This window comes from Arthrobacter sp. TJ-240, from assembly GCF_058269195.1.
On the sequence record NZ_JBZCNG010000001.1, the window covers coordinates 629,835 to 654,814 of the forward strand.

30 protein-coding genes are annotated in these 24,980 nt (G+C 70.5%); 16 read left to right on the forward strand and 14 right to left on the reverse strand.

All coding sequences use genetic code 11. The features are described 5' to 3' along the window. The first annotated feature begins 133 nt into the window (after positions 1–133). Positions 134–505 (forward strand): GNAT family N-acetyltransferase, encoded by a 372-nt coding sequence (locus AC4D2C_RS03025; protein WP_490912463.1) that lies wholly within the window; start codon positions 134–136, stop codon positions 503–505. A gap of 90 nt (positions 506–595) precedes the next feature. Here AC4D2C_RS03025 and AC4D2C_RS03030 read toward each other — a convergent pair whose 3' ends face one another. From AC4D2C_RS03030 to AC4D2C_RS03040, 3 genes are all read right to left on the reverse strand, one after another. Then, positions 596–1,882 (reverse strand): ammonium transporter, encoded by a 1,287-nt coding sequence (locus AC4D2C_RS03030; protein ID WP_490912465.1) that lies wholly within the window; start codon positions 1,880–1,882, stop codon positions 596–598. Positions 1,883–2,056: 174 nt separating this feature from the next. Further along, a complete protein-coding gene (locus AC4D2C_RS03035) occupies positions 2,057–2,335 on the reverse strand; it encodes a MoaD/ThiS family protein (protein WP_490912466.1) in 279 nt (92 codons plus the stop codon). A gap of 29 nt (positions 2,336–2,364) precedes the next feature. Beyond that, positions 2,365–3,459: a WD40/YVTN/BNR-like repeat-containing protein gene (locus AC4D2C_RS03040; protein ID WP_490913025.1), complete on the reverse strand. Its 1,095-nt coding sequence runs from the start codon at positions 3,457–3,459 to the stop codon at positions 2,365–2,367. 198 nt (positions 3,460–3,657) lie between these two features. Here AC4D2C_RS03040 and AC4D2C_RS03045 point away from each other — a divergent pair, with 198 nt between their 5' ends. After that, positions 3,658–4,080 carry a hypothetical protein gene (locus tag AC4D2C_RS03045; RefSeq protein WP_490912467.1) on the forward strand — a complete coding sequence of 141 codons (423 nt, stop codon included), beginning with the start codon at positions 3,658–3,660 and terminating at the stop codon, positions 4,078–4,080. A gap of 7 nt (positions 4,081–4,087) precedes the next feature. On the opposite strand, the gene AC4D2C_RS03050 is transcribed toward AC4D2C_RS03045, so the two are convergent. Together AC4D2C_RS03050 and AC4D2C_RS03055 are read right to left on the reverse strand one after the other, a co-directional pair. After that, positions 4,088–4,393: an NIPSNAP family protein gene (locus tag AC4D2C_RS03050; RefSeq protein WP_490912469.1), complete on the reverse strand. Its 306-nt coding sequence runs from the start codon at positions 4,391–4,393 to the stop codon at positions 4,088–4,090. A 17-nt stretch (positions 4,394–4,410) separates the two neighbouring features. Then, positions 4,411–4,743 carry a histone-like nucleoid-structuring protein Lsr2 gene (locus AC4D2C_RS03055; protein ID WP_490912471.1) on the reverse strand — a complete coding sequence of 111 codons (333 nt, stop codon included), beginning with the start codon at positions 4,741–4,743 and terminating at the stop codon, positions 4,411–4,413. A 388-nt stretch (positions 4,744–5,131) separates the two neighbouring features. Between AC4D2C_RS03055 and AC4D2C_RS03060 the strand changes: the two genes are divergently transcribed. Next, on the forward strand, positions 5,132–5,620 hold the full coding sequence (locus AC4D2C_RS03060; protein ID WP_490912473.1) for a DUF1269 domain-containing protein: 489 nt from the start codon (positions 5,132–5,134) through the stop codon (positions 5,618–5,620). 39 nt (positions 5,621–5,659) lie between these two features. Here AC4D2C_RS03060 and AC4D2C_RS03065 read toward each other — a convergent pair whose 3' ends face one another. Further along, positions 5,660–6,814, reverse strand: coding sequence for a sigma-70 family RNA polymerase sigma factor (locus AC4D2C_RS03065; protein ID WP_490912475.1), 1,155 nt, complete (start codon positions 6,812–6,814; stop codon positions 5,660–5,662). On the opposite strand from AC4D2C_RS03065, the gene AC4D2C_RS03070 reads away from it, so the two are divergent. The 3 genes from AC4D2C_RS03070 to AC4D2C_RS03080 are packed head-to-tail and all read left to right on the forward strand — an operon-like array spanning position 6,801 to position 8,576. After that, positions 6,801–7,364, forward strand: coding sequence for a dihydrofolate reductase family protein (locus tag AC4D2C_RS03070; protein WP_490912477.1), 564 nt, complete (start codon positions 6,801–6,803; stop codon positions 7,362–7,364). The two genes, AC4D2C_RS03065 and AC4D2C_RS03070, sit on opposite strands and share 14 nt — an antisense overlap. A 2-nt stretch (positions 7,365–7,366) precedes the next feature. Further along, the gene (locus AC4D2C_RS03075) at positions 7,367–7,660 is read left to right on the forward strand and encodes a DUF4287 domain-containing protein (protein WP_490912478.1); all 294 of its coding nucleotides are present in this window, start codon (positions 7,367–7,369) and stop codon (positions 7,658–7,660) included. 34 nt (positions 7,661–7,694) lie between these two features. Beyond that, on the forward strand, positions 7,695–8,576 hold the full coding sequence (locus tag AC4D2C_RS03080; protein ID WP_490912480.1) for a DUF4031 domain-containing protein: 882 nt from the start codon (positions 7,695–7,697) through the stop codon (positions 8,574–8,576). Between the two features lie 43 nt (positions 8,577–8,619). Here the strand turns inward: AC4D2C_RS03080 and AC4D2C_RS03085 are convergent, their stop codons facing one another. From AC4D2C_RS03085 to AC4D2C_RS03105, 5 genes are all read right to left on the reverse strand, one after another. Beyond that, the gene (locus tag AC4D2C_RS03085; protein ID WP_490912482.1) at positions 8,620–9,330 is read right to left on the reverse strand and encodes a response regulator transcription factor; all 711 of its coding nucleotides are present in this window, start codon (positions 9,328–9,330) and stop codon (positions 8,620–8,622) included. Continuing rightward, positions 9,327–10,562 (reverse strand): sensor histidine kinase, encoded by a 1,236-nt coding sequence (locus tag AC4D2C_RS03090; protein WP_490913026.1) that lies wholly within the window; start codon positions 10,560–10,562, stop codon positions 9,327–9,329. The genes AC4D2C_RS03085 and AC4D2C_RS03090 overlap by 4 nt, the downstream gene beginning before the upstream one ends. Before the next feature lie 74 nt (positions 10,563–10,636). After that, on the reverse strand, positions 10,637–11,932 hold the full coding sequence (locus tag AC4D2C_RS03095) for a serine hydrolase domain-containing protein (protein WP_490912483.1): 1,296 nt from the start codon (positions 11,930–11,932) through the stop codon (positions 10,637–10,639). Positions 11,933–11,987: 55 nt separating this feature from the next. After that, a complete protein-coding gene (locus AC4D2C_RS03100; protein WP_490912485.1) occupies positions 11,988–12,800 on the reverse strand; it encodes a hypothetical protein in 813 nt (270 codons plus the stop codon). Then, positions 12,787–13,533, reverse strand: a complete 747-nt coding sequence (locus AC4D2C_RS03105) for an ABC transporter ATP-binding protein (protein WP_490912487.1) — start codon at positions 13,531–13,533, stop codon at positions 12,787–12,789. Before AC4D2C_RS03105 ends, AC4D2C_RS03100 begins: the two co-directional genes overlap by 14 nt. A 139-nt stretch (positions 13,534–13,672) precedes the next feature. Between AC4D2C_RS03105 and AC4D2C_RS03110 the strand changes: the two genes are divergently transcribed. The 7 genes from AC4D2C_RS03110 (at position 13,673) to AC4D2C_RS03140 (ending at position 18,351) form a co-directional block, all read left to right on the forward strand. Beyond that, positions 13,673–14,305, forward strand: a complete 633-nt coding sequence (locus AC4D2C_RS03110) for a MerR family transcriptional regulator (protein ID WP_490912489.1) — start codon at positions 13,673–13,675, stop codon at positions 14,303–14,305. A gap of 17 nt (positions 14,306–14,322) precedes the next feature. After that, positions 14,323–15,318, forward strand: a complete 996-nt coding sequence (locus AC4D2C_RS03115; RefSeq protein ID WP_490912491.1) for a hypothetical protein — start codon at positions 14,323–14,325, stop codon at positions 15,316–15,318. Then, entirely contained in the window at positions 15,315–15,719 is a 405-nt protein-coding gene (locus AC4D2C_RS03120) for a DUF2834 domain-containing protein (protein WP_490912494.1), read from the forward strand. Before AC4D2C_RS03115 ends, AC4D2C_RS03120 begins: the two co-directional genes overlap by 4 nt. After that, positions 15,703–16,050 (forward strand): iron chaperone, encoded by a 348-nt coding sequence (locus AC4D2C_RS03125; RefSeq protein ID WP_490912496.1) that lies wholly within the window; start codon positions 15,703–15,705, stop codon positions 16,048–16,050. The genes AC4D2C_RS03120 and AC4D2C_RS03125 overlap by 17 nt, the downstream gene beginning before the upstream one ends. A gap of 96 nt (positions 16,051–16,146) precedes the next feature. Next, on the forward strand, positions 16,147–16,788 hold the full coding sequence (locus tag AC4D2C_RS03130; protein ID WP_490912497.1) for a hypothetical protein: 642 nt from the start codon (positions 16,147–16,149) through the stop codon (positions 16,786–16,788). 49 nt (positions 16,789–16,837) lie between these two features. Continuing rightward, entirely contained in the window at positions 16,838–17,614 is a 777-nt protein-coding gene (gene nagB / locus AC4D2C_RS03135) for a glucosamine-6-phosphate deaminase (RefSeq protein WP_490913027.1), read from the forward strand. 104 nt (positions 17,615–17,718) lie between these two features. Further along, positions 17,719–18,351, forward strand: a complete 633-nt coding sequence (locus AC4D2C_RS03140; RefSeq protein ID WP_490912499.1) for a maleylpyruvate isomerase family mycothiol-dependent enzyme — start codon at positions 17,719–17,721, stop codon at positions 18,349–18,351. A 9-nt stretch (positions 18,352–18,360) separates the two neighbouring features. Here AC4D2C_RS03140 and AC4D2C_RS03145 read toward each other — a convergent pair whose 3' ends face one another. Continuing rightward, complete coding sequence (locus AC4D2C_RS03145) at positions 18,361–19,164, reverse strand: putative protein N(5)-glutamine methyltransferase (RefSeq protein WP_490912501.1); 804 nt, start codon at positions 19,162–19,164, stop codon at positions 18,361–18,363. Between the two features lie 70 nt (positions 19,165–19,234). Then, positions 19,235–20,125: an aromatic alcohol reductase gene (locus AC4D2C_RS03150; protein ID WP_490912503.1), complete on the reverse strand. Its 891-nt coding sequence runs from the start codon at positions 20,123–20,125 to the stop codon at positions 19,235–19,237. Between the two features lie 221 nt (positions 20,126–20,346). On the opposite strand from AC4D2C_RS03150, the gene AC4D2C_RS03155 reads away from it, so the two are divergent. Then, positions 20,347–21,117: a metallophosphoesterase family protein gene (locus tag AC4D2C_RS03155; RefSeq protein ID WP_490912504.1), complete on the forward strand. Its 771-nt coding sequence runs from the start codon at positions 20,347–20,349 to the stop codon at positions 21,115–21,117. A gap of 321 nt (positions 21,118–21,438) precedes the next feature. Further along, complete coding sequence (locus tag AC4D2C_RS03160) at positions 21,439–22,164, forward strand: GAF and ANTAR domain-containing protein (RefSeq protein ID WP_490912506.1); 726 nt, start codon at positions 21,439–21,441, stop codon at positions 22,162–22,164. A gap of 8 nt (positions 22,165–22,172) precedes the next feature. On the opposite strand, the gene AC4D2C_RS03165 is transcribed toward AC4D2C_RS03160, so the two are convergent. Next, a complete protein-coding gene (locus tag AC4D2C_RS03165; RefSeq protein ID WP_490912508.1) occupies positions 22,173–23,264 on the reverse strand; it encodes a S1C family serine protease in 1,092 nt (363 codons plus the stop codon). 466 nt (positions 23,265–23,730) lie between these two features. Here AC4D2C_RS03165 and AC4D2C_RS03170 point away from each other — a divergent pair, with 466 nt between their 5' ends. Beyond that, entirely contained in the window at positions 23,731–24,900 is a 1,170-nt protein-coding gene (locus AC4D2C_RS03170) for an MFS transporter (protein WP_490912510.1), read from the forward strand. Positions 24,901–24,980: the final 80 nt, after the last annotated feature.

Genomic DNA, 24,980 nt, shown 5'->3' on the forward strand with positions numbered 1-24,980 from the left:
GGGAGCCTGCTGATGGCCGATCCCCGCGCTGCGTCCCGGGAAAGGGGTGCACACGGAATTATGCGGGTGGAAACGCTGCCGAAACCCCTGCCCCCTAGTGTTGGGGAGCACATCACTTCCACAGGAGGCTGCCATGCAGACGCTGAGGGTCAGGTACGTCCCCTGGACCAACCCGGTGGCCGTGGGGCTGCGGGAGGCCCTGCGCGCGGAGAACGACCGCGGCCGGTCGTCCGCGGTGCTCCCCGCCGCGGACGACGGGAGCGGTATCGCCGTCTTCCTCATCGCCTACGAACTGGCCAGCGGGCAGCCCGTCGGCTGTGGCGGTCTGCGGCTCCTCGATGCGGCGCGTGCCGACGTCGATTCCATCTACGTGCTCCCGTACGCCCGGTGGTCCGGCGTCTCGCAGGCCATCACGCAGGAACTGGCAGCCTGGGCGCGGACCCACGGCATCACGGCGGTGGGTCCTGGCGACGCTCTCGAGCGGCTGAACGCCCTGCACCTCTGACCCGCGACGGCCCCTCGACATACAAGCAGACCGCCCCGACGTCGGACGGTCTGCTTGTTCGCAGGTGGGCTGCCGGTGGCTGCCGGCAGGCTACTTGCGGGGTGCCCCGAGGTCCACGGGATCCTCGTCGGTCAGGTAGGCGAACTCGGAGTGGGCGGAGATGTCGATGCCGCGCAACTCGTCCTCCTGCTCGATCCGGAGGCCGATGGTGCGCTGGATGATCTGGGCGATCACCCACGTGACCACGAAGGAGTAGGCGAGCACGGCGACGGTCGCGAGCGCCTGGATGCCGAGCAGCTCGAGTCCTCCCCCGTAGAACGCGCCGGCCACGCCGTTGGGGGCGTCCGGGGTCGCGAAGAGGCCGATGAGCAGGGTTCCGAGGACGCCACCGATGAGGTGCACGCCGACGACGTCGAGCGAGTCGTCGAAGCCGAGGCGGAACTTGAGCTCGATTGCGAGCGAGCACACCGCTCCCGCGATGGCGCCGATGGCCAGTGCGCCCATGGGGCTTACCGCACCGCAGGCCGGGGTGATGGCGACGAGGGCCGAGACGAGGCCGGAGGCGGCCCCCATGCTCGTGGCGGCGCCGTTACGGATACGCTCCACGAGGGCCCAGGCGAGGAGCCCGGCCGATGCCGCGACCGCGGTGTTGAGGAACACCACCGACGCGGACTGCCCTGCGGAGAGCGCGGAGCCGGCGTTGAAGCCGAACCAGCCCACCCACAGCAGGCCGGCGCCCACGAGCACGAGCGGACGGCTGTGCGGCTTGGCGTGGTCCACCTTCGGCCAGCCGTGGCTGCGGCCGAGCACGAGCGAGAGGGCGAGGGCTGCGATGCCCGCGTTCATATGGACGGCCAGGCCGCCGGCGAAGTCGATGGCGCCGAGGTTGTTGGCGATCCAGCCGCCCACCACCGAGCCGTCCTCCGAGCTGAAGGCGAAGACCCAGTGTGCGATCGGGAAGTAGACCAGCGTGGCCCAGACGCCCGCGAACATCATCCAGGCGCCGAACTTCATGCGGCCCGCGGCGGCACCGGCCACGAGTGCCGTCGTGACGCAGGCGAAGAAGAGCTGGAAGGCCGCGAAGAGGATCGGCGGGATCGAGGCGGACGGGTCCTCGGCGAGCAGTTGGCCCATCCCGGCGTACTCGGCGACATCCCCGATCAACCCGAGCCCCCCGACCGAGTTGCCGAAGGCCATCGAATAGCCGAACAGGGCCCACAGCACCGCGACGAGGCTCACTCCGCCGAAGCACATCATCATCATGTTGAGGATGCGGCGGGAGCCCACCATTCCTCCGTAGAACAGGGCCAGTGCCGGGATCATCAGGCAGACGAGCGCGGCGCTGGCGAGAATCCAGGCGACGTTTCCAGAGTCCATGGGAAGTCCTTTTCCGTGATGGCGCTTGCGCGTACCGGACAGGACTGGGCCCGGGAGAGCACCTGGCTGGGGTGCTGGACCGGGGGTGGCACGCCGCGCTGGGCAATGGTAGGCAGCGCCACGTTTCAGCACCGGGCGGGTGCCGTTAACTCTGGGTTAAGCGGTGCCCCACCCCTAGCCGCCGGCGACGGACTGGACGATCATGACGGTCGCCCCCGCCGGGACCGCCGTGCCGAGCCCGTCCATGCGGCGCACGTCCTCGCCGTCCACGTAGATGTTCACGTAGCGCCTCAGGACACCGGTCTCCTCGCGGATGCGCTGCTCGAGCAGGGGACGTCCCTCGCCCAGGCGGTCCAGCAGGGAGCAGACGTCGTCCCGGCCGTGCAGGTCCATGCTGACCTCGCTCCGCCCGTCGACGTAGGGGCGCAGGAGCGTCGGGATGAGGATGGTCACGGGTTTCAGCGGGGGCATCGCGGAGCCGATCAGGCAGGGACGACGGCGGCGCGGACCGAGAGCACGTCCGGCAGGTTCCGTGCGACCTCCCGGAAGGTGCGGCCCTCGTCGGCGCTCGCGTAGACGGTCCCGCCGCGCGTCCCGAAGTAAACCCCGGGGGTATCGGCGGTGTCGACGCACGCGGCGTCACGCAGCACCGCGTTGTACTCCGCCTGCGGCAGGCCCGCGTCGCTCGCCTCCCAGGTGGCGCCGCCGTCGTCCGTCCGGTGCACCCTCAGGCGGCCCTCGGGCGGGATACGCTCGCCGTCCGCCTTGAGGGGGATGACCCACGCCGTGCCGCTGCGGTGCGGATGGGCGAGCATCACGAAGCCGAAGTCGGCGGGCAGGCCGTCGGCGATGGACTGCCACGAGTCCCCACGGTCGGTACTCGTGTAGACGCCGTGGTGGTTCTGGGCGAACAGGCGGTCGGGGTCGACGGCGTCGCGGGCCACCTTGTGCACGCACTGCCCGAACTCCGGGTCGGGGTCGGGCATGAAGTAGGCGCTGATGCCCTTGTTCCGAGGCTGCCAGGACACCCCGCCGTCGTCGGACCGGTACACGCCCCCCGTGCTCATCGCGACGTGCAGCGTCTCGTCCGCAGGGCTGGGCAGCACGGTGTGGGCGGCCGCCCCGCCGAAGCCGGCACCCCACTCGCTGCGGTGGGGGTGGTCCCAGAGGCCCCGGTTGAGTTCGAAGGTCTCCCCGTGGTCGGTGGACTTCCAGACCGAGATGGGCTGGCATCCAGCCCAGACGACGCCGGGGCGGGACTCGGCGTCGGGCTGGATCTGCCAGATGCGCTCCAGCGCGACCCCCTCCTCCGCGCCGAAACGGAGGCTGCCCTCCTGCGGTTCCGCCCAGGTGTCGCCGAGGTCGTCCGAGTGGGCGATGCACGGGCCGAAGTGCCATGACATGCGCCCCGCGAACAGGCGTGTGCGCCCTTCGCGGGTATCGATCCCCACGCTCGGGATCTCCTCCATGAGGAACTTCGGTTCGGACAGTGTCCACGTGAGCCGGTCACGGCTCGAGGCGAGCCAGAGGCCCTTCTTCGTGCCGATGGCGAGGAGTGTGGTTCCCGGTGCTGTCATGGTGGCCCCATCGGCGTCGAACCGGTCCCTGACCGGAGGTGTGGTGTGGATCACTCGGGATAATTCCACCCACCACTTGATTTGTACAGGGAGGACTACCCGCTTCTGTCCGTATTCGTGGGGTGGGTGACCCGGTCGTGCCAGAGTGGAGCTATTCGGTCGCTGGGAGCGAAGATCCGTTCGTCCTGGAGGCACCGAGTGAGCGACACGATCCTGGGGAAGGCTGCGCCATCGCGGCTCTGTCCCGGTCCACCGCACGTGGCCGGCACGAGCCGGCACTGTGCGGGCAAGCACTGCGTGGAGTGCCGGGACGGCCTGCTCGTCCTGTGGTGGGCACCGGGCTCGCTGCTGACGCCGGTCGACGTCCTCGGCTCCTACGATGCGATCCGCGAACTGTCCGACGGCTACCTGATGCCGCTCGTCGTCCATCTGCAGGCACTCGTGGGGGTCGCCCCTCCGGCGCGTGCCCTGCTCCTCGAGGCCGCGCTGGCCTCCCGCATCGCCGTGGTCGGGACCGGGCCGGTGGACCGCGTGATCGCCGGATTCCTGGAGCAGTCCCTGTCGGAGACCCGGTACTTCGACAGTGCCTGCGAGGCCCTGGCGTGGGCGCGGCGCCCCTAGCGCCGTCCTACCCGAACAGCGGCGCGAGGAAACGGCGCTCGTACCGGCGGATACATTTGCTGTCCTGTGCCAGGCGATAGGCGTCGATGCACTCCGCGTCCGCCGCGGCCTCCTCGCGATACCGCTCGTAATCCGCGAGCGAGGGAAACGTGAAGAGCGCATAGGCGATATCGCTGTCCCCCTCGCTCGGGAGGAAATACCCGTGGTGATTGCCGCCCAGTTTCCCGACCAGATGGATCCAGCGCCTGCCGTATTCCTCGAAGTCGGCGCGTTTGTCGGGATCGATCTCGTAGCGCAGGTGGACCGTGATCATCGGGCTCCTGGGCTCGGTCAGCGGCTTTCGTTGTAGGCGTCGATGATCGACTGAGTGATCCGCCCGCGTGAGCTCGGGTTGTAGCCGTTCTCCTGCGCCCAGCGGCGGATCTTCTGGGTGTCCTCGCGCTTCGAGCGGGACGAGGCCTTCGGACCCGCGGTCGGCTGCTTGCCGGATCCCGCCTTGCGCCCCTTGTCGACGTATCCGGCGAGGGCGGCGCGCAGCGACTGTGCATTCTGTTCGGTGAGGTCTATTTCGTAGCTCGTGCCGTCGAGGCCGAATCGGACGGTTTCCTGTGCTTCTTCGCCATTGAGGTCGTCGACCAGATGAACCTGTACCCGCTGTGACATCTCATTCTCCTGCATTGTCCGGACGAATTCGTGAGCCCCAGATTCCGACCTTATCGCGTATTCGCCGATATCTCGACAGGAATGCGTTCCCGGTGCGAATGTGTTCCCGCACACAATGCGGGTTTTACTGCAGGCGGGACCCGGGTGAGGGACCACCCGCACGTAGCGGTGCCCGCCGGGCGACCGGTCCGATCCTCACCCCCACCGGGTGGTCCGGGCGGCCGCAGTGCAGCCGCGGACGGGAGTGTCGGCGCGGCATGCGGTAGCACGGGCCGTATCGGCGACCAGGAGGGCGGCTCTCACCCTCTACGGGTGATACTCCGCGGCCGGGAAGGAGGCAAGTTGGTCTCGGGCCGGAAAGGCTCCGAGCCCCCAGGAAGGAAGAACGATGGCAACTCTGTCTGTGTGGAAATTCGACGACGCCGACGGCGCGAGCGGGGCGCAGCAGCTGCTGCTCGACCTGCAGGCCAAGGAACTCATCCGCGTGCACGACGCCGCAGTCGTCTCCTGGGCCCAGGACGCCAAGAAGCCGAAGACGCGGCAACTCGACGACCTCACCGGTGCCGGGGCCCTCGGCGGATCCTTCTGGGGCTTCCTGTTCGGCATCCTCTTCTTCGTGCCGCTGCTCGGCATGGCGGTCGGCGCGGCGGCAGGTGCCCTCAGCGGCTCCCTCGCCGATGTCGGGATCGACGACTCGTTCATCAAGCGGATCCGCGAGAAGGTCACCCCCGGCACCTCGGCGCTGTTCCTCCTCACCTCCGACGCCGTGCCGGACCGCGTCGCGGAGGCATTCCGCGGCGTGCAGGCGGAACTGCTCGAGACCAATCTGAGCCACGACGACGAGAACGCGCTGCGCGCGGCCTTCGCCCCCGAGTGAGAGGCGGCCGTGCCCGCAGGCCGGCGCGCGGCGCAACGGCTAGGCCGTGGCCCCCCGTTCGTCGATGACCGGGGGGAGCCCGAACGCCGCGAACATCTCCGGGTACAGGAAGTTGTGGTGGCCCGTGATGCGCTCGCCGTCCGTCTCGATGACCTGGATGGCCCACGGCTCCCAGAGGCCCGGCTCCACGAAGTGGTAGTTGGCGAAACCGCCGGCACCGTTGACGTCGAGGGGGATGAGGCGGCCGTTCTCGCAGACGCTGCCCTTGCCGACGAACCAGCCGATGACGTCGTCGGGGCCGCTGAGCCACAGGTCGAAGGGCGGCATGGAGAGGACCACGTCGTCGCGCAGCAGCGATACGAGCACGTCCATGTCGTAGGACTCGAAGGCTTCCAGGTACCGCGCGAGGAGGGCCTTGTGCGCGGGGTCCTCGAGGGGCATGGGCGTCGCGGGCTCGTAGCCGGCCATCGTCTTGCGGGCACGCTGCAGTGCGCTGTTGATCGACGCCGTGGTCACCTCGAGCAGCGCGGCGACCTCCGCGGCGGACCAGCGGAGCACTTCGCAGAGGATGAGCGCGCTGCGCTGGAGCGGGGGCAGGTGCTGCAGGGCCGCCACGAAGGCCAGGCGGACCGTGTCGCGGGCTTCCGCGACGTTCGCGGGATCACCGGCCAGGTCGATCACGCGGGCATCGGGGATGGGCTGCACGAAGACGCTCTCGGTCAGCGGTGCGCCGAGCACGGCGTCCGCCGTCCGCGTGGAGGGCCCTAGGTCCATGGGCCGGGCACGGCGCTGAGGGCTCCGGAGCATGTCCACGCAGACGTTGTGGGCGATCCGGTAGAGCCAGGTGCGGAGCGACGACTGGCCGGCGAAGGATTCCCGCTTCGACCATGCCTTGATCATGGTCTCCTGCACGGCGTCCTCGGCCTCGGACGCGGCTCCGAGCATCCGGTAGCAGTAGCCCGTCAGCTCGCGCCGTGACGCTTCCAGGAGTTGCTCGAACGGGACGGCGTCGTCGGCCTCGGACGGGGTTCCCCGGGTGCTGGTGGCGGGCTGCATGCATCCGAGCGTAGCGACGGCTGCACCGGCGCGGGAGGTGCGCTGCGCGAAAAGTTTGGCGTCGCCGATGATTCCGGGCCCGCCGTGACGTCTACTGGGGACACCACCATCGACGGGAGCCCCGATGCGCAGACTCACAGCAGGCCTTTTCTCCTCCGTGGACGGAGTGGTCGAATCCCCCCATCTCTGGCAGTTCGACAGCTTCGATGCGGAGCTCGGGGCCGGCATGGGTGCCATGATCAGCAGGGTGGACACCGTGCTCCTCGGCCGCCACGGCTACGAGGAGTGGGCGGAATACTGGCCCCGGGCCGAGGCCACCGATCCCTTCGGCGCGTTCATCAACCCGGTCGAGAAGTTCGTGGCCTCCCGCACGCTGTCGGGTGAGCTCGGCTGGACGAAAGCCTCACTCATGGACCGCCCGCTCGAGGACTTCGTGCGGGCGCTGAAGCAGACCGACGGCGGCGACATCGCCGTGTGCGCCAGCATCTCGCTGGTCCGCCAGCTCCTGTTCGCCGGACTCCTCGACTCACTGATGCTGATGATCCATCCGGTGGTGGCCGGCGCCGGCCGCCACCTGTTCGAGCCGACCGATCCCGTCACGAGACTGGAGTTGCAGGATCTGACGACGACGAGCAAGGGCAACGTCCTCGCGTCCTACTCCCTCCGTCCCGAGACCTCTGGGGAGTAGTCATGTCCTTTCAGGCATATCTCGACGCCATCGAGGCGAGGACAGGACTCACCCCCCGGCAGCTCCTCGAGCAGGCGGACGAGCGGGGCTTCCACGGTCCTGGCGCGACGGCGGGTGGGATCGTCGCGTGGCTGAAAGAGGAGCACGGCCTCGGTCGGGGACACGCCATGGCACTCGTCCACATCATCAGGAACGGACCTGCCATCAGCGGGAAGCACGTGGGGAGCGGCGGCACCCATGCGGACGCATCGACGGAGCTGTGGCTCGACGGGGTGGCGACGAAGCCTGCTCCGTGACGGACGGCCACGGCCCGACCCTAGACTGCTGCCCATGGCAGTGCTCATCGATCCTCCGTCCTGGCCCGCCCATGGGACGGTCTTCTCGCACCTGGTGTCGACGTCGTCGCTCCGGGAACTCCATGCCTTCGCCGAGGCTGCCGGTATCCCGCGGCGAGCGTTCGACGAGGACCACTACGACGTGCCGGCGCGCCGGTACCGCGAGCTGGTCGACCGCGGAGCCGAGGAGGTCAGCGGCACCGACCTGGTGCGGGCGCTGATCGCGAGTGGACTGCGGATACCCGCGCGACGGCGGGGCCCGAAACTCCGCGCGGCACTGGCCACGCGCTGGGCGACGGTGCTCCCGCAGGATCCGGCCCTGGGGGAGGAACTCCTCGACAGATGGGGAGAACAGCACCGGAGGTACCACACGCCGACACACCTCCTCGCCGTCCTCGAGGCACTCGATGTCCTGCTCGATCCTCCGGACGGTGCCCTGCGGCGCCCGCTGCTGCTCGCCGCGTGGTTCCACGACGCCGTGTACCAGGGGGCGGCGGGCGACGACGAACGGGCCTCGGCGGGTCTCGCCGTCAAGCGCCTGGCGGGGGTGACCCCTTCGTCGGAGGTGCGGGAGGTCGAGCGGCTCGTCCTGCTGACGATCGACCACGATCCAGTGGAGGGTGACCGCGCGGGGCAGCTCCTGTGCGACGCGGATCTGGCGGTGCTGGGTGGATCGGAGCCCGAGTACCAGCGGTATGCCGCCGCAGTCCGTGACGAGTACGCCCATATTCCCGATGCGGCATTCATCGAGGGGCGGCGGTCGGTCCTGACGCAGCTGATCGCCCTCGATCCACTGTTCCGGACGACGACGGGCAGGCGGCGCTGGGGTGACCGCGCGCTGCGGAACCTGCAGCACGAACTCGACCTCCTGGGCTGATGCCCGTCGGTCGGCGGGAAGTCGTGTCCCGCGCTGCGGTGGCTCAGCGGTCCGGCAGCTCGACCAGGCCGTTCCGGAAACCCCAGAGCACCGCCTGCAGGCGATCCCGGGATGCCGTCTTCTGCAGCAGCCCCGCGAGGTGGTATTTCACCGTGGTCTGCTCGACGAAGAGGTGTGCGGCCATCTCCGCGGTGGAGCGGCCTTCTGCCAGCAGGTGGAGGACATCGAGCTCGCGCGCGGTGAGGGTCGTGGGAAGGGGTGCGGCGAGCCGCCCGTCCGGGGACGCCCGGGATGCCGGGGATGCGTGAGGTGCCGGCGGTATGGCCTGCCGTCGGTTCCCGAACTCCCGCAGGATCCGTCGCGTCAGCCGCTGGTCGAGCGTCCCGTCCCCGCGGGCGACGGAACGCACGGCGTCGAGCAGCGTCCCCTCGTCCGCCCCCTTGAGCAGGAACCCGGCGGCGCCCGCCTCGAGCGCCGAGAAGATGTCATCGTCGATGTCGAAGGTCGTGAGGATCAGGACTCCGCTGTGCAGGGAGTCGTCCGCCGTGATGGCTCCCGTGGCGGTGATGCCGTCCATGCCCGGCATCCGGATGTCCATGCAGACGACGTCGGGTCGGAGCGACCTGGTCAGGCGGACGGCCTCCTCACCGTTCGCGGCTTCGCCGACCACCGTGATGTCCTCCGCCGCACCGAGCAGGATGGACAGTCCGGTGCGGACGATCACCTGGTCGTCCGCGACGACGACCCGGATCACGATCGTCCCCGGACCGGGTGCGGGATGCGGAGCCGGTTCCGCCAGCCGCCCCCGGCGGTGGGACCGGTCTCGAGGTCGGCCCCGATCAGGTCGGCACGCTCGTTCATCCCGACGAGCCCGTAGCCCCGTCCTCCCGGCCTCCCCTCCGCCGCATGCGCAGGAGGACCGGACGCCGGTGCGTTCTCCACGACGACCACCAGCTCGTCCGGTCGGTACTCCATGGACACGGTGCAGTCGGTGTCCGGTGCATGGCGTGCGGCGTTCGTCAGGGATTCCTGCACCGTCCTGTAGACGGAGGCCTCCGCCACCGGTCCGACGCGGTACGGATCCCCGGTGACGCTGAAGGAGACGCGCTGGCCTCGTCCGGCTGCCGCGTCGAGGAGGGACGGCAGATCACCCAGTCCCGGGATGCCGATGGTCGTGCGTCCACCGCCGCCGTCCTTCGGGTTCTCGTCCGGCCGCAGCAGGCCCACGGTCCCCCGGAGGTCCGCCATGGTCGCCCGGGCCTCGTCCGCCAGCTCGCGGAGCATCGTGCGGCTCCGTTCGGGGTCGGACGCGATCAGGGCGCCGGCCGCCTGGGCGCTCACGATGATGCCGGACAGGTGGTGACCGGCGATGTCGTGGAGTTCGCGGGCGAGTGCCGTGCGCTCCGCCCGCCGGTCCTGCTCCATCAGGTAGGAGCGCTCGCGTTCGGTGAACTGCTCGCGCTCGCGCGCCGCGTCCCGGAGCTGCGACCGTCCGCGGCTGAACTCCGCGGCCAGGGCGGGCACCAGGTACTCGAAGACCACCCGCGCGGCGATCAGGCCGAGCACCGCCGGGAGGGGCAGGTGGTCGGCGAGGAGTGCCGCGATCATCGCGACGGCGCTGCTGAGGACGGCCATCGCCACGAGCGCCCGGAACGCCGGCGGCCGGGCCGCCCGACGGACCAGGTGGAAGGCGGCGAGCATCACGGCCAGGCTGCCGATACCGAGTTCGGCGGCGCTGGAGGCGAGCAGCACCGAGTGCAGCAGGACGACGGCGACGAAGGCCGGCACCGGCGCCGTCCAGCGGTACAGCAGCGCGACTGCCTGCCCGGCGACGAGCACGGCCTGCAGGACGGTGAGGAGCAGGCCCTGGGCCGGCTCCAGGATTCCGGCGGCCCCCGCGACGAGATGGAGGACCGCTGCGAGGAGGACCACCAGCGGGAACACCGGATTCCGCCGTGGCGCGCTCTGTCCGCCGTCCCTGATCATCCGCACGGAACGAGTCAACCACGGACGCACCGGCGCGGTCTGCGCGCCGGTGCGTCCGTGGTCCTTCCCGGTCCTCACCCGGCCTGCAGGATCACGTCGAGGGCGTCGACGACGATCTTGTACCGGGCCAGGAGGGTGGCTTCGTCGGTAGGGTCGACGATCGCCCAGGGCAGGGCGGTCACCGCGATGGTGACGGCGGTCCCGTCGGGGCCGACGGCGTTGCGGGTCTGGGTGCCCGGGATGTCCCCACCGTGTCCCCAGGCCGTGCCGCCGCCGGTCAGCGGGTAGGACTGCAGGCCGAGTCCGTAGGTGGCCTCGGGCCACAGCTCGTCCCCCGCCGGTACGGTGGCCTGCATCTCGGCGAGGCTCGCCCGGTTCACGAGGTCACCGGCGAGGAGTGCCTTCATGAAGGTGTTGAGCTCGCTCGGGGTGGACACCATGGCGCCGGCGGCCCAGGCGAACGCCGGGTCCATGGTGGTGATGTCCTTCAGCTCGCCGGCGGCGTCGACGTGGTAGCCGAGGGGATGTGTGCCGCGCAGCTGCTGCTCGCCCGGGACGGGCAGGTAGGTGTTCACGAGCTGGAGCGGTTCGACGATGCGACGCTCGATCTCCTCGTACAGCGGGCGTTCGGTGAGACGCTCGACGATCAGCCCGAGGACCAGGTAGTTGGTGTTGCTGTACTCCCACCGCGCGCCGGGGGCGAAGACCGCCGGCTTCCCGAGGGCGATGTCGAGCATGTCCCGCGGCGAGATGTAGGTGTGCTGCGCGCCGAAGGCATCCGCGGCGATCTGGTCGGCGTACTCGGGCAGCCCGCTGGTGTGCTGCAGCAGCTGACGGACGGTGATGTTTCCGCCGTCGATCCCCTCGCCCGACACGAGTCCCGGGAGATAGGCCCCGACGGGCTCGTCGAGCGCGAGCACTCCTTCCTCGGCGAGCTGCAGGACGACGGTACTGACGAACATCTTCGTGTTGCTGGCGATGCGGACCTGCCCGTCGGCGGGGGCGGCTTCACCGGTGGCGAGGTTCCCGGTGCCGGCCGCGAGCGTGAGGGTGGTCCCGTCCGGTCTTGTGACCGCCGCGGAGGCGGACGGGTACCCGGCGTCGACGAGCTTCTGCAACTGCTCCTGCACGACGGCGGCGGCCGGCTCGGCCTGTCGCTCGGGCGCGGAGGCGCCGGGCGGGGCTGCCGCGGAGGCGCCGGGCGGGGCTGCTGCGTAGGCCTGCGCCGGTTCGAGGATGCCGGGCTGGAGCAGGGTGGCCCCGCTACCGGCCGCCAGGGCGGCGGCGAGGGCGATGGCGGCCCAGCGGGCCAGGGGGGAGCGCTCGGTGCGGGAGGTGGTGGCGGGGGTGGTGGAGGGCGATGCAGGCATGGAGATCATATCTTTCCGGGTTCGGGTCGGTGGAAGGGAAGGGGGCAGCGGAGGGTCAGAGGTCCCGGCGACGCAGGGTGAGTGCAGAGAGTGCCACCGCGATCGCGGCCAGGGCGGCGAGCGCCGCGAGGGCTGTGCAGGGTGCCACGGCTGTGCCGGATCCGACGGCTGCCTGGGACAGGGACACCGGCAGCAGCTGTACCCAGACGGGCAGGGTTCCCGTGGTGAGCTGCACGATCGACATGAGCACCGGTTCGACCACCAGGGCGCCGAGCATCACCAGCACGGCGGCGAGCTGGTTGCGCAGGATCAGGCCGACGGCCAGCCCTATGAGGGTCAGGAGCGTGACGGCGAGTACTCCGCCGCCGAGGAGGCCGAGGACCTGCGGCAGGGGAGCGGTGAAGGCCGTGCTCCGGATGAGGAGGGTGGCGCCGAGGGTCAGGAGCGCCGCCGCTGCCAGGAGTACTCCCGTCACGGCGCCGGTGGCGGCTGCTGCGCCGGCCTTCGCGAGGACGATGCGGGACCTCCTCGGCTCGGCCAGTGCCGCACCCGTGATACCCCCGTACCGGAAGTCACCGGTTCCGGACAGGACGCCGAGCAGGACGACGGCGACGATCACGACGCCGATCGATCCCGTGCCCATCGATGCTCCGAACGGATTCAGGGCGGCCAGCTGGTTCTCCGCCAGCCCCAGGTCGATGACCGGGAGTTCCGCCGTGACGTCCGCTCCGGCTGCTCCGTCCTCGCGAAGGGCGGGGAGCAGGAGGGTGAAGGCGAGTTGCGTCAGGACCAGACCCAGGGCGGCGATGAGGACCGCAACCCTGGTCGCGGTGGTCGTGGTCAGTTTCAGGATCTCAGCGCGCAGCATGGGGAGCCCTTTCGTCCGTGCCGGTCAGGGAGAGGTAGTACTGCTCGAGGTCGCCTCCGGAGCTCGCGAGGGCCTCGTAGAGGGAGAGAGCGGAGCGGACACGCCCGCCCGCGATGATCACGACGTCGTCGGCGATCCGGGCGACGTCGGAGAGCATGTGCGAGGACAGCAGGACGCTGCCGCCGCCGTCCGCGAAGGTGCGCAGGTACTGCTTCAGCCAGTGGATACCGGCGGGGTCGAGACCGTTGGCGGGTTCGTCGAGCACCAGGATCCGTGGCTCACCGAGGAGTGCGGTGGCGATCGCCACCCGCTGGCGCATGCCGAGGGAGTAGTCGCGGATCCTGCGTTCGGCGTCGGCCGCCAGGTCCACGGTCTCGAGCACCTCGTCCACGCGCCGGGCGGCGAACCGGCCCTGGGCCGCGCCGATGCGCAGGTGCTCGCGGGCAGTCCGGCCCGGGTGGAGGCCGCCGGCATCCAGCACGGCGCCGACCTGCCGGAGGGGATCCGCCAGCGCACGGTAGGGCTTGCCGAGGACGAGCGCTTCGCCCGAGTCGGCGGCGACGAGGCCCAGGAGCATGCGGATGCTCGTCGTCTTGCCGGCGCCGTTCGGGCCGAGCAGGCCGACGACACGTCCGGCGCCGACGGTGAAGGTGACGTCCTCGACGCGCTGGACCCCGTGGAACGACTTCTGGAGGTGCCGCACGGCGAGGGGTGGGGGAGTGGGATTGTCCATTCCTCAAGCCTGTCCGTGGCGAACTCCCGGCGCCCCGGCCGCGGGGACAGTCTCCCGACTGTCCGAACGGACAGTCCGCTCCGTGGCATCGAGACTATAGACATCAGGAATATCCGATAGCTAAGGTATCCGTATGCGGATGGCCCAGCTCAGTGAAGCGAGTTCCATCCCCGTCGCGACGATCAAGCTCTACCTCCGGGAGGGGCTTCTCTCCCCGGGGACGCGGACCAGTCCGAATCAGGCGCAATACGGCCTGACCCACCTCCGGCGCCTGAAGCTGATCCAGGCGCTCGTCAAGCTCGGTCGGCTGAGCCTTGCCGCGGCCGGCGACGTCCTCGACGCCATCGATTCCGACCGCCCGCTGATCGAGACCTTCGGTGTCGCGCAGCGGGCCGCCACCCGGGTGGCCGACCGGGCTGCGGTGCGGGATGCGGAGCTGGAGCGGGTCGACTCGCTCCTCGAGGACTGGCACGTCGACCCGAACGGCTGTGGACGCTACGACGCCGCCGCCGCACTCACCGCCCTCCAGGACTCCGGCCTGAACGCGACGGATGAATGGTACCGGCGGTACGCCGATGCGGCGCTCGCCGTCGCGGAGGCCGATCTCGACCTGGTGGACGCCCAGGAGGGGCGGAGTGCGAAAGCCGAGACGGTCGTCGTCGGCACCGTGCTCGGAGACGCGCTGTTCGCCGGCCTCCGCCGCGCGGCCCAGCAGCACGTCTCGTACACCCGGTACGCCATAGGCGACGCAGGGGCCCCGCCCGCCCGCTGAAGTCCCGAGGAGGACTCATGCAGCACGCCGTGAACGCCGCCCGCCTGCCCCTGGCCGCCGTGCCCTGGCACAGACCGCTCCTGCTCCTGGCCGCACTGATGGCCCTCACCGGTCTCGTGAGCCTGGCAGGTCTCGTCGCCGACCCCCGCGAGATCGTGGGGGTGCCCGCATGGGCCAAGCCCCTGAAGTTCTCGATCTCGTTCTTCCTCTACGCCCTGACGCTGTCCTGGCTGATCGGGCAGGTGCGCTCGAAGCTGCGCCTGGCGTGGTGGCTGGGGACACTGGCGGCCGTGGCCGTCCTCGTCGAGATGGTCATCGTCGTCGGCGCCGTCCTCGCGGACACCACGAGCCACTTCAACGTCACCACTCCACTGAGCACGGTGCTGTGGCAAGTCATGGCGATCTCGATCGTCGTGCTCTGGCTGGCCTCGCTGGTCGTGGGCGTCCTCCTGTTCCGGGTGAAGGGCGCCGACCCGGCGCGCTCCACCGCCGTGCGGGCCGGTGTGGTCATCGGCCTGGCGGGCATGGCCCTCGGGTTCCTGATGACCACCCCGACGGCCGCGCAACTGGGGGACTGGCAGGGCGTCTCCGGGGCACACACGGTCGGGGCGGCCGATGGCGGTGCCGGCCTGTTCCTCCGAGGCTGGAGCACCGTGGCGGGGGACCTCCGCGTGCCGCACTTCGTCGGCATGCACGCCCTGCAGCTGTTGCCGATCAGCGCCGTCCTGCTCGAGCTGGCGGCACGTCGTGTGTCCGCCCTGAAGGATCCCTCGGTGCGGCGGCGGGTCGTCCGGGTGCTCGCCGCGCTCTACACCGCCGTCGTCGCAGTCCTCACGCTGCAGGCCCTCGCCGGGCAGTCCGTGGTGGATCCGAGCCCGGACGTCGTGCTGGGCTCTTCTGCCCTGCTGCTCCTGGCGGCCCTGTCGATCGCGGTGATCCTGGCGCGGGGACGGGACCGGGGCGCCGGCCCGCTCGAACCAGCCGCCCTACCGGCGGCCGGCGGTGCGGCATGACCGCCCGCACCCGGCAGCCGCTACCGGCCCGCACCCTCGCCGTCGTCGTGGCCTACGCGGTGCTGTCCGGCGCCGGGCTGCTCGGCACCTGGTACTTCAACCTCGCGTATCGGGGCACCGACGGCACCTACCTCGAGGCGTGGTTCGCCAACCCGGCGAGTTCCTCCGCGGCCGTGGACGTCATCGTGGCCGCGCTCGTGGCCTGCATCTTCTACGGTGTCGAGGGGCGTCGGCTCGGGTGGCGCCGGCGATGGCTGCTGTTCATCCCGCTCACCTTCGTGGTGGCCCTCGCCTTCGCACTGCCGCTGTTCCTCATGCTGCGGGAGCTGCAGCTCGCCCGCACGGCACCGGACGGACACCCCGCCCCGACAGGAAGGACGGGCCATGGGATCCATCGATGACGCACTCGCCGGGCTCCAGGACCCGGACCGGGCGTGCCTCCGGCGGATCATCGCCACCGCACGCGCCGTCTGCCCGGACGCGGTGGACGGCGTGAGTTATGGCCTCCCGGCCCTCCTCCTGGAGGGGAAGCCGCTGATCGGCGTCGCCGCCGCCGCCCATCACCTCGCGCTCTACCCGTTCTCGCCCGCCGTGCTCGACGCGGTCGCGCCGGCACTCGAGGGTTTCCCGCGGTCCAAGGGCACTGTCCGCTTCACGGCGGCCAGGCCTCTGCCCGATGACGTGGTCCACGAGATCGTCCGTCTCCGGCGCCTCGAGATCGCGGGGCGGTAGCGGACGCACCCGGCATGCGGTCCCCGCCCGTCACGGTTCGGCGCCCATTCGCGCCGGGGCGTGGCGGCGGCGCGAGGAGGGGCCGATCATGGGTGCATGACATGGCCGGCCCGTCTCGGCGTCGCGGCGCTCACCGCGATCCTGCTCTCAGCGTGCGCAACGCCGGGGGATTCCCCGGGGACGGGCGGGGACGGGTTCGGTGCGGCCGACCCCGCGGCCTCGGGTGCGATCGCCGCTCCGGCGGCGGACGGCGAGGTGATCGGCCAGGGCACCGTACTGCAGGGCGGGGACGCGCCTCCCGCGTTCTGCCTCGGCGGCGTCATGGAATCCTACCCACCCCAGTGCAGCGGTCCGCCCGTCCTGAACTGGGACTGGGACCTCGCCGGTGGGTTCGAGTCAGCGTCCGGTGTGACGTGGGGTGCCTACGCGGTGACCGGGACCTGGGACGGCACCGCCTTCACGAGGACAGGGGTGCCCATCCCGCTCTCGCTCTACGACGCCCCGCCCTTCGACGACCCGCTCGCCGGGAGGCAGGGCATCACAGCTCGGCACGAGCTCGAGCGCCTCCAGCGGGAGGTCTTCGCGGGCCAGGAGGGCTACGTACTCACCGCCGGGACGGAGCGCGGCTTCGTCGTCGTCACCGTCGTGTACGACGACGGCACGTTCCAGGCTCGGATGGACGCGGAGTACGGCGCCGATGTCGTCGTCGTGCTGTCCGCGCTGCGGGCCTACGGTTGATCGGAGGGGACCGCCCCGGGGGCGGGACGCGCGACGAAGGGACCGCATGGTGCAGATCATCCTCTGTGACTCCGAGGAGCAGGTGGGACGGCGGGCCGCCGACCTGATCGAGGCGCGCGTGCGGCTGGGCCCGGCCGTCCTCGGGCTCGCCACCGGCGGCTCGCCGGCATCCACCTACGCCGAGCTCATCCGGAGGCACCGGGAGGAGGGTCTCGGGTTCGGAGATGTCACAGCCTTCACCCTCGACGAGTACGCGGCCCTCCCCGCCCATCACCCGCAGTCCTACCACTCGACCATCCGCCGCGAGTTCACGGACCACGTGGACCTCCCGCCGGGTCGGCTGCATACGCCTCGCGGGGACGCGGAGGACCTCGCGGCGGAGGCGATCCGGTACGACGCGTCCATCGCGGAGGCCGGCGGCATCGACGTCCAGCTCCTCGGCCTGGGGGCCAACGGGCATATCGGGTTCAACGAGCCGACGTCGTCCCTTCGCTCCCGCACGCGCGTCAAGACCCTGTCGGGCGCCACGCGCGCGGCGAACTCACGCTTCTTCGAGGGCGACGGCGAGGAGGTGCCGAAGCTCTGCCTGACGCAGGGCCTCGGCACCATCTGCGAGTCCGGGCAGGCGGTGCTCGTGGCGCTCGGCGAGGCCAAGGCCTCCGCCGTGCAGGCCATGGTCGAGGGACCGGTCAGCGCCTTCTGTCCGGGGTCGGTGCTGCAGCTGCACCCGAGGGCCGCCGTCGTGCTGGACCCGGCGGCGGCAGGCCGGCTGACCCTGCTGGAGTACTACCGCGAGGCCCAGACACTGCAGGACGAACGGCAGTGACGGCCCTTCCCTCGGCTCCCGGTGCCGATGATTCCAGAACTCGCGCGTCGTCAGAAGAGTGGCAGCAGGAGGACCGAAGTGAGGATCGACGTGAGGACCGGACGATGACGGATGACTGGCACGCGGTGCACCAGGAGCGGCGGGCGCTCGCCGAGGACCTCGAGGCTCTGACGGACCGGCAGTGGGCCACCCCGTCGTTGTGCGAGGGATGGGACGTCCACGACGTCGTCGCGCACCTGGCCGGTTCCGCGGCGACCACCCGAAGGGGTTTCTGGATCTCGCTCCTGCGGTCCCGCTTCGACTTCGACCGGGCGAACGCGCGGGAGGTGGCGGCGTATCGGGCGGGCACACCCGCCGAGACACTGGAGCGGTTCCGGGCAACGATCACCAGCACGACGACGCCGCCCGGCCCCTTCGTCACACGCCTTCTCGAGATCGTCATTCACGGCGAGGACATCCGGCAGCCCCTCGGCCTGCCGCGCCCACCCCTGCCGCCCGGCGCGCAGGGCGCGCTGGAGTACCTGGCGCGGGATGCGCTCTCGGGTGGCAGAAGACGCCTGGCGGGCCTGGAACTCGTGGCCACCGATACCGGAGCCAGGGTCGGGTCGGGCGAGCGGGTGGAAGGACCGGCACTCGGCCTGCTGGTCGCGGGCTCGGGACGGCCCGCAGGCCTGCAGGGGCTCAGCGGACCCGGCGTTCCGCTCCTGGCGGCGAGACTGGGCGTCCCGGCCAGTTGAACGCTGCCGTCACGCCTTCCCGATCACCACGGTCGCGCCGATGTCCTTCCGGCTCCTCGACCAGGCCCGGAACCCGGCGCCGGCGAGGAGGCGGACGCTGTCCGTCGCCTGGTCCTCGCCCACCTCGAACAGCAGGTGCCCGCCCGGTGCCAGCCATCCGCGGGCCTGCCCCGCGACCCGCCGCTGCAGCTCCAGCCCGTCGTCCCCACCGTCGAGGCTGACCAGGGGCTCGTGCTCCCGAGCCTCGGGCGGCAGGGTGCCCAGGCGCGACGACGGCACGTAGGGCGTGTTGCAGAGCAGCGTCGTGACCGTGCCACGCAAGGCGGCGGGCAGCGGCTCGAAGAGGTCCCCCACGTAGAGCTCCGCGTGCAGGGCGGCGAGATTGCGCCGGGCGAGCTCGACGGCGGTGCCCGAGATGTCCGAGGCGTGGAGCTCCACGTGCTGCACCGCGTGGGCGAGCGCGGCACCGAGGGCCCCGCACCCGCAGCAGAGGTCGAGGACCGTGGCGCCCGCCGGCGTCAGGTGTGCCGCGCATTCGACGAGGAAGGCGGACCGCTGGCGGGGCACGAAGACCCCCGGCCCCACCGCCAGGCACAGCCCGCAGAAGTCCACCCAGCCCAGCACGTGCTCGAGCGGGAGGCCCGCCACCCGCTGGTCGACCATCGCGGCGAGGACGTCGGCGGGCACTCCGGTCCCCACCAGCAGCCGGGACTCGTCCTCCGCGAACACGCAGCCGGCAGCACGCAGCCGCGCCGTCAGCTCCGCCTCGGTGGGGCGGAGGAGCGCGGCAGTGGAGGGCGTGTGATGCGGCATGGAACGGCCCGTCGTCGAAGGCGGCCTGGCAGCACGAGGATACCTTCGATGCCGCCCACTGGTGGCGCGGTCAGCGCTCCGCGAGCACCTCGCGGGCGGAGGTCCAGGTGCGGGACCCGTACCTGTCGTTGTCCAGCGTGGAGAATGCGCCGTCCCCGCTGAACATGTTGCCGAAGTACTGCATGCCCTGCCAGGCCGGGTACAGGTCCTCCGAGGCCCCGGAGAAGGTTTGCCCTGCGCGGGCCATGAGGCGCAGGGAGCCGATGCTCCCCGCGTAGAGCAGGCGGTAGGGCTCGCCGCTGATGTCGGTCATGATCGCGGCCAGGTCCCGCGAGGAGACGGTGTCCCCGGCGATGCGGAGGAACCTCGGTGCGTCCTGGTCGAGGGCGGCGCGCGCGGTGTAGGCGGCGACGTCGTCCTTGGTGGTGAAGGCCATGGGCTGGTCCGCGTCGTGCCAGTAGAGGACCCTCCTCCGGCCGAAGAGGACCAGGGGTGCCACTCCCGTCAGCATGTCCGCGAAGGCGCCGTTGAGCACGGAGGTGGCGCGGATCGGGGCGGCGTCGAGGATGGCGCGGAAGTCCCTCCGAAGCTGGAGGTTCCGGTTCGACCGGTCCTTGATGGTGGTGTGGTCGAGCGAGTAGTCCGACGGGATGAATCGCGGGACGCCCGCGGCCACCGCGGCCATCAGCAGCCGGGTCTGGCTGTCGAGGATGACGGGCGCGAGTCCGCTCAGTGCCGAGACGACGGCGTCGGCCCCGCCCACGGCGCTCTTCAGCTCCTCGGCGTCCGCGTAGTCCACCGGCAGGATCTTCGCCCCGAGGGAGCGCAGCGCGTCGGAGGCGCCGGGATCGCTCGCGGTCCTCGTGAGCACGCGCACCTCGACATCCTGGTCGAGCAGCGCGCGGGCGATGCGCCCGCCGAGATCCCCGGTGGCTCCTGCGATGACGATAGTCTGTGACATGGGACTTCCTTCGGAAGGGGCAGGGAAGGGCGGGTCGAGCGGCACCGGAAGACCGGTCGCACGGGTCGGCGGACGCCTTCGGCATGCGTCTCGAGTGTGACACCGATCAGGCACCCGGCCGGACATCCCGGAGGGTTCCGAGCCCTTCGACGCCCACGCGGTCGACCTCTCGCACGACGGACCCGCGGCCCGGCTGTCCGGGACTGGGATAGCCTGACGGGATGGAACGCGTCGCCGTGATCTCGGACCTCCACGGGAACACCACCGCCTTCACCGCGGTGCTGGAGGACCTCCGGCGTCGCGGCATCGCCACCGTCTACAACCTGGGCGACGTCGCGGGCAAGGGGCCGCGCGGCTCCGAGTGCGTCCGCCTGAGCCGCCTGCACTGTGCCGTCACAGTGCGCGGCAACTGGGACGATTTCCTGCCCAGCGAGACGCCGGAGTGGCGCGACGACGCCGGTTGGTGGTGGCACAACGAGCTGACACCGGAGGACCGCCGATGGCTGCAGACGCTCCCGCTGTCCCATGACATCTCGCTGAGTGGGCGGCGTATCCGCATGTTCCACGCCTCGGCGAAGAGCGTGTACCACCGCGTGCATGCCCGGCACACCGACGGCGAGTTCGACGGCATGTTCGCGGCCACGGAGCTGACGGGGGACGGGCCCGCACCGGATGTGGTCTGCTACGGCGACATCCACGACGCCTTCGTCTCCACCTACCGGAGCAGGACGCTCGTGAACGTGGGCAGCGTGGGCAACCCGCTCGATGAACCGCAGGCCTCGTACGTGATCCTGGAGGGAGAGCCCGACGGCGGCCGGTCGGATCCCTTCGGCATCCAGTTCGTGCGGGTCGCGTACGACGTCGAGGCGGAGATCGCCGCCGCGACGGAGCTCGGAATGCCGGCCCTCGAGGCCTACGCGATCGAACTGCGGACGGCCGTCTACCGGGGCCAGCACGCCCGGCTTGGACTGCTCGACCCCGCCCGGGGATAAGCGGGTGGTCGGGAGCCGGCTGCTTGACTCCCGACCAACGCCCCATGTCCGTGCAAGCACATCGATGTGGTCAACGTCAGTCCGCGGACAGGTCCGGGCCATTTGCTGCGTACACCCAGTGTGCGCCGCAGCCATCACCGGGAGGGGCCGGTACGCGGAGATCGCGCGCCTTGACAGCTTCTCGCCCCGCGGCGGGAGAAGCCCGGACTATTGGGTAATATTCTTTAGGTCGTTTAGCAGCAGGCGGCCATCACCTTCTCCTCGCAGCATCGCGCGTGCCCGCAGGGAGCGGATGCAAAGGTACATCTGTTGGTACATCACGTGAGCGACGGCGGTCAGCCCGTCCCGGCCCTGCTGCAGGACATGGTCCTCGACAGCGAGGACGTCGAGCAGTTCCTGACGAAGCTGGTCACCATGGCCGGGCGAACCCTGTCCGCGGAGGACGACGAGGTCCTGTGCGGCATCACCCTGCTGCGCGACCGGAGCAAGATCACCGTCGCCAGCAACGGCCCCGACGCCCAGAAGATGGACGAGGTCCAGTACGCGTACAACGACGGCCCGTGCCTGCGTGCCGCCCGCCTGGGGATCGTCCACTACGTCAGCGACTTCGACACCGAGGAACGCTTCCCCGAGTACAGCAGGGCCATCGCGAGCCATGGCATGAAGTCGGCGCTCGGAGTCCCCATCCCCCTCGAGGGCGAGGCGAAGGCGGCCCTCAACTTCTATTCGCCGCTGGCAGGCGCCTTCACGGATCAGGCCATCGAGGCGGCGCAGCTGTTCGCCGAGGAGGTCGGGGCCTCGCTCCGGCTCGCTGTGCGGATCGCCGGCCTGGCCCAGGCCCGGGCGGACATGCGGGCCGCCATGGAGAGCCGGACCACGATCGACCTCGCCGCCGGCGTGATCATGGGGCAGAACCGCTGCTCGCAGGACACCGCGATGTCCATGCTCAAGGCGGCCTCCAGTGCCAGGAACATCAAGCTCCGCGACGTCGCGGCCTCGGTCCTGGAGTCGCTCGGCCAGGGGCCGGCGAAGACGCACTTCGACTAGCGGAGGCGTCAGCCCTGGACCGCGGGCCGGTCGCTGAGCTCCACGTCCACCGTCCGCGTGTCCGAACCGCGCCGGATCTCGACGGCGACGGTCTCGCCCGGGTCGCGCTGACGCAGCGCCGCCAGGAGGTCCTCGGGTGCGGACAGCTCGTCGTCCCCGATGCTCGTGATGATGTCACCCGGCTGGATCCCGGCGTCGTCGGCCGGTCCGCCCTGCGACACCGACAGCACCACGACGCCCGTGGTGTCCTGCAGGTTCAGCTGCTCTGCGATCTGCGGGGTGATGGCGCCCGGGGCCAGGCCCATGAACGCGTGCTCCGCCGTGCCGTCCTCGCGCAGCTCCTCGGCCACTTCCATGGCGGTCGGGGCGGGGATCGCGAAACCGAGGGACACGGCACCCTGCGCGGGCGGGATGTAGGCCTCGCTGATGCCGATGATCTCGCCGCGCCCGTTCACGACAGCACCGCCTGAGTTGCCCGGGCTGATGGCCGCGTCCGTCTGGAGGAGGTCCACGAGCGACTGGCTGGAGGATGCCGACCCCGGGATCTCCCGGTGCAGACCGGAGATGATGCCCGACGTCACAGTGCTCTCGAACCCGAGGGGCGAGCCGATGACGACGGCGAGCTCGCCGATGCGCGGCAGGCCGGACTGGAAGGTCGCGGCGGGCAGGTCGGTGCGGTCGGCGCGCACGAGCGCCAGATCGGAGACAGCGTCCGCGGCCTCCACCGTCCCCGACACGCGCTGCCCGTCGGCGAACGCCACCTCCACGTCCCCGTTGCCGCGGATCACGTGCTCGTTGGTGAGGATGAGGCCGTCCTCGGTGTAGATGACGCCGCTGCCGAGCCCCTCCTCGGTGAAGATGGTGACCACGGACGGCTGTACGGCTTCGACGATGTCGGGGATGCTCATGTCGCCCTCATCGGTATCGGATCCGGACGACCCGGACGGTGCGTCCGACGACGTCCCGTCCTCGCCCTGCACTTGTGCGGGCGCGCTCGGCGCGGTGTCGGTGGCGCCGTCGGCGGTGCAGCCGGTGACCAGGAGCAGGAGCGCGACGCCGGTGACGGCGGCGGGCGACGACGGGGTGCGGGTGCGGAACATGGCTCGGTCCTCCTGGGATGGGCTGGGGCCCGGACGGCGACGCGACCGACGGCCGCTGGGGTCACCGGCCACTACCGACTCTAGGAAGGTGCCGGCCCGGGTGACAAGCAGCAGTCGGGGATCCGGGGGACTGGACATGCGGAACGCGGCCGGCGCCCGGCCAGTTCGCAGATCATCGCCTCGAGAAGGCACGCAAGGCCGAGCGGGAGCAGGCCGAAGGGCCGCACTGGTGCGCTTCGCCATCGCAGTCACCGCGACCGTCGAGAGTCGCGGTAGATTTTTCATACCGGTTGATCAGCAGCGACTGGTGAACCCGGCATACCTCGTCCGATGCCCTCTGCGTTGCACTCCGCCTGGTTCCGAGCTTTCAGCTATGACTGCTGCCGGCCGTCACTCACCAGGCACAGCTGCAGGTTTGGTGGAACGGGCTTCAGAGTACACGCAGGGCAGCATGGGAGGCGGACGAGTGAACGGCACCTGGGCGTATCAAGCGACGTCGATACCACTGCGTCTTGCGAGCACGGGCGCTGTAGTCACCTTGCCGCTGCTGGCACTTGACCAGGTCGGTGACGTTGCCCTCGGGGGTTTCCTCACCTCTGCGGCGCTGTTCCCCAGCATCATTGCAGCACCGGTCGTCGGGGCGTGGCTCGATCGGGCACGACGGCCACGCAACCTCCTTTTGGCGGCGTCCGCTGTCACAGCTGCGGCCTTCCTCGCCTCCGCCCAGCTCGGAAGGGTACCTCTGCCGCTGATCTTCATGGCTTTGCTCGCCGCGGGCCTCGCCACACCGATCTACATGGGCGGGCTGTCCAGTTTCGCCACCGACAACGTAAGTGAGCCCCGTCGCGCCTACGCGCAGGACTCCCTGTCATACACGCTTGCCGCAATCGGAGGGCCGGCAGTAACCGCAGCCACTCTCTCGATCACCGGCTCCCCACGGATCGCGATGACCCTTTTGGCGATTCTAGCTCTCGTGGGCTGTGTCGCATCACTGAAAGTACGCATGGCGCCTCGCGAGCTCCGCCTGGAGAGCGCTGGCGCGTCCATTGCTCGCGGCCTCAAGTACATCGTTCAGCATCGTCCGATTGCAATCGTCACCCTTGCCGGAGCGTTGAGTCAGGTAGGGGCCGGGGCGTTGAGCATCGCTGCGGTCGCCCTGGCTGCCGAACGGGCCGGAAATGAAGGTACGGCCGCCTGGATCGTTGCCGCGTTCGCCGGCGGCGGGCTCGTCGGCGCACTCTGGACCGTGGCTCGGCGACGCTCATCTCGCAGCGCACCATGGACCATGGGGGCCGGATTTGCTGCAACCGGACTATGTACCCTGATCGCCGCACCAGCTTTGCCGCTTGCTGTCGCTCTGATCGGGATTGGCCTGTCAGGCATCTTCACAGGACCATCGAACGCCGCCATGCTCCTGCTCAGGGACCAGGAAAGCATTCCGTCGGTGAGGTCACAGGTCTTCACCATGGGCGCTGGGCTACGGGCGACTGCCTCGGCCATAGGCGCAGCCCTGGCCGGCACTGCCTACGCGCTCGGAGCGACAGTCCTCGTCACCTCCATGGCCTGCATCTGGGTTATCGCTGGATCTCTCCTTCTTGCCTTCCCACGAAAGGTCAGACAGCAGGCACAGCGCTGATGCCCAGTCCTTGCTCGTTCTGGGCACACTGAGGACCTAGCTACGACCACGTGCTGTAGGACGGCACGTGGCCCGTGTGC

What these genes read in the sequence shown, in the direction of transcription:
- AC4D2C_RS03100 (WP_490912485.1), bottom strand. Translation starts at nt 12,800, where the DNA reads ATGCTGCGCGCTGAGATCCTGAAACTGACCACGACCACCGCGACCAGG.
- AC4D2C_RS03120 (WP_490912494.1), top strand. Translation starts at nt 15,315, where the DNA reads ATGACCGCCCGCACCCGGCAGCCGCTACCGGCCCGCACCCTCGCCGTC.
- AC4D2C_RS03080 (WP_490912480.1), top strand. Translation starts at nt 7,695, where the DNA reads ATGGCAGTGCTCATCGATCCTCCGTCCTGGCCCGCCCATGGGACGGTC.
- AC4D2C_RS03155 (WP_490912504.1), top strand. Translation starts at nt 20,347, where the DNA reads ATGGAACGCGTCGCCGTGATCTCGGACCTCCACGGGAACACCACCGCC.
- AC4D2C_RS03030 (WP_490912465.1), bottom strand. Translation starts at nt 1,882, where the DNA reads ATGGACTCTGGAAACGTCGCCTGGATTCTCGCCAGCGCCGCGCTCGTC.
- AC4D2C_RS03125 (WP_490912496.1), top strand. Translation starts at nt 15,703, where the DNA reads ATGGGATCCATCGATGACGCACTCGCCGGGCTCCAGGACCCGGACCGG.
- AC4D2C_RS03095 (WP_490912483.1), bottom strand. Translation starts at nt 11,932, where the DNA reads ATGCCTGCATCGCCCTCCACCACCCCCGCCACCACCTCCCGCACCGAG.
- AC4D2C_RS03115 (WP_490912491.1), top strand. Translation starts at nt 14,323, where the DNA reads ATGCAGCACGCCGTGAACGCCGCCCGCCTGCCCCTGGCCGCCGTGCCC.
- AC4D2C_RS03150 (WP_490912503.1), bottom strand. Translation starts at nt 20,125, where the DNA reads ATGTCACAGACTATCGTCATCGCAGGAGCCACCGGGGATCTCGGCGGG.
- AC4D2C_RS03165 (WP_490912508.1), bottom strand. Translation starts at nt 23,264, where the DNA reads ATGTTCCGCACCCGCACCCCGTCGTCGCCCGCCGCCGTCACCGGCGTC.
- AC4D2C_RS03140 (WP_490912499.1), top strand. Translation starts at nt 17,719, where the DNA reads ATGACGGATGACTGGCACGCGGTGCACCAGGAGCGGCGGGCGCTCGCC.
- AC4D2C_RS03130 (WP_490912497.1), top strand. Translation starts at nt 16,147, where the DNA reads ATGACATGGCCGGCCCGTCTCGGCGTCGCGGCGCTCACCGCGATCCTG.
- AC4D2C_RS03105 (WP_490912487.1), bottom strand. Translation starts at nt 13,533, where the DNA reads ATGGACAATCCCACTCCCCCACCCCTCGCCGTGCGGCACCTCCAGAAG.
- AC4D2C_RS03060 (WP_490912473.1), top strand. Translation starts at nt 5,132, where the DNA reads ATGGCAACTCTGTCTGTGTGGAAATTCGACGACGCCGACGGCGCGAGC.
- AC4D2C_RS03055 (WP_490912471.1), bottom strand. Translation starts at nt 4,743, where the DNA reads ATGTCACAGCGGGTACAGGTTCATCTGGTCGACGACCTCAATGGCGAA.
- AC4D2C_RS03040 (WP_490913025.1), bottom strand. Translation starts at nt 3,459, where the DNA reads ATGACAGCACCGGGAACCACACTCCTCGCCATCGGCACGAAGAAGGGC.
- AC4D2C_RS03025 (WP_490912463.1), top strand. Translation starts at nt 134, where the DNA reads ATGCAGACGCTGAGGGTCAGGTACGTCCCCTGGACCAACCCGGTGGCC.
- AC4D2C_RS03145 (WP_490912501.1), bottom strand. Translation starts at nt 19,164, where the DNA reads ATGCCGCATCACACGCCCTCCACTGCCGCGCTCCTCCGCCCCACCGAG.
- AC4D2C_RS03050 (WP_490912469.1), bottom strand. Translation starts at nt 4,393, where the DNA reads ATGATCACGGTCCACCTGCGCTACGAGATCGATCCCGACAAACGCGCC.
- AC4D2C_RS03070 (WP_490912477.1), top strand. Translation starts at nt 6,801, where the DNA reads ATGCGCAGACTCACAGCAGGCCTTTTCTCCTCCGTGGACGGAGTGGTC.
- AC4D2C_RS03090 (WP_490913026.1), bottom strand. Translation starts at nt 10,562, where the DNA reads ATGATCAGGGACGGCGGACAGAGCGCGCCACGGCGGAATCCGGTGTTC.
- AC4D2C_RS03110 (WP_490912489.1), top strand. Translation starts at nt 13,673, where the DNA reads ATGGCCCAGCTCAGTGAAGCGAGTTCCATCCCCGTCGCGACGATCAAG.
- AC4D2C_RS03075 (WP_490912478.1), top strand. Translation starts at nt 7,367, where the DNA reads ATGTCCTTTCAGGCATATCTCGACGCCATCGAGGCGAGGACAGGACTC.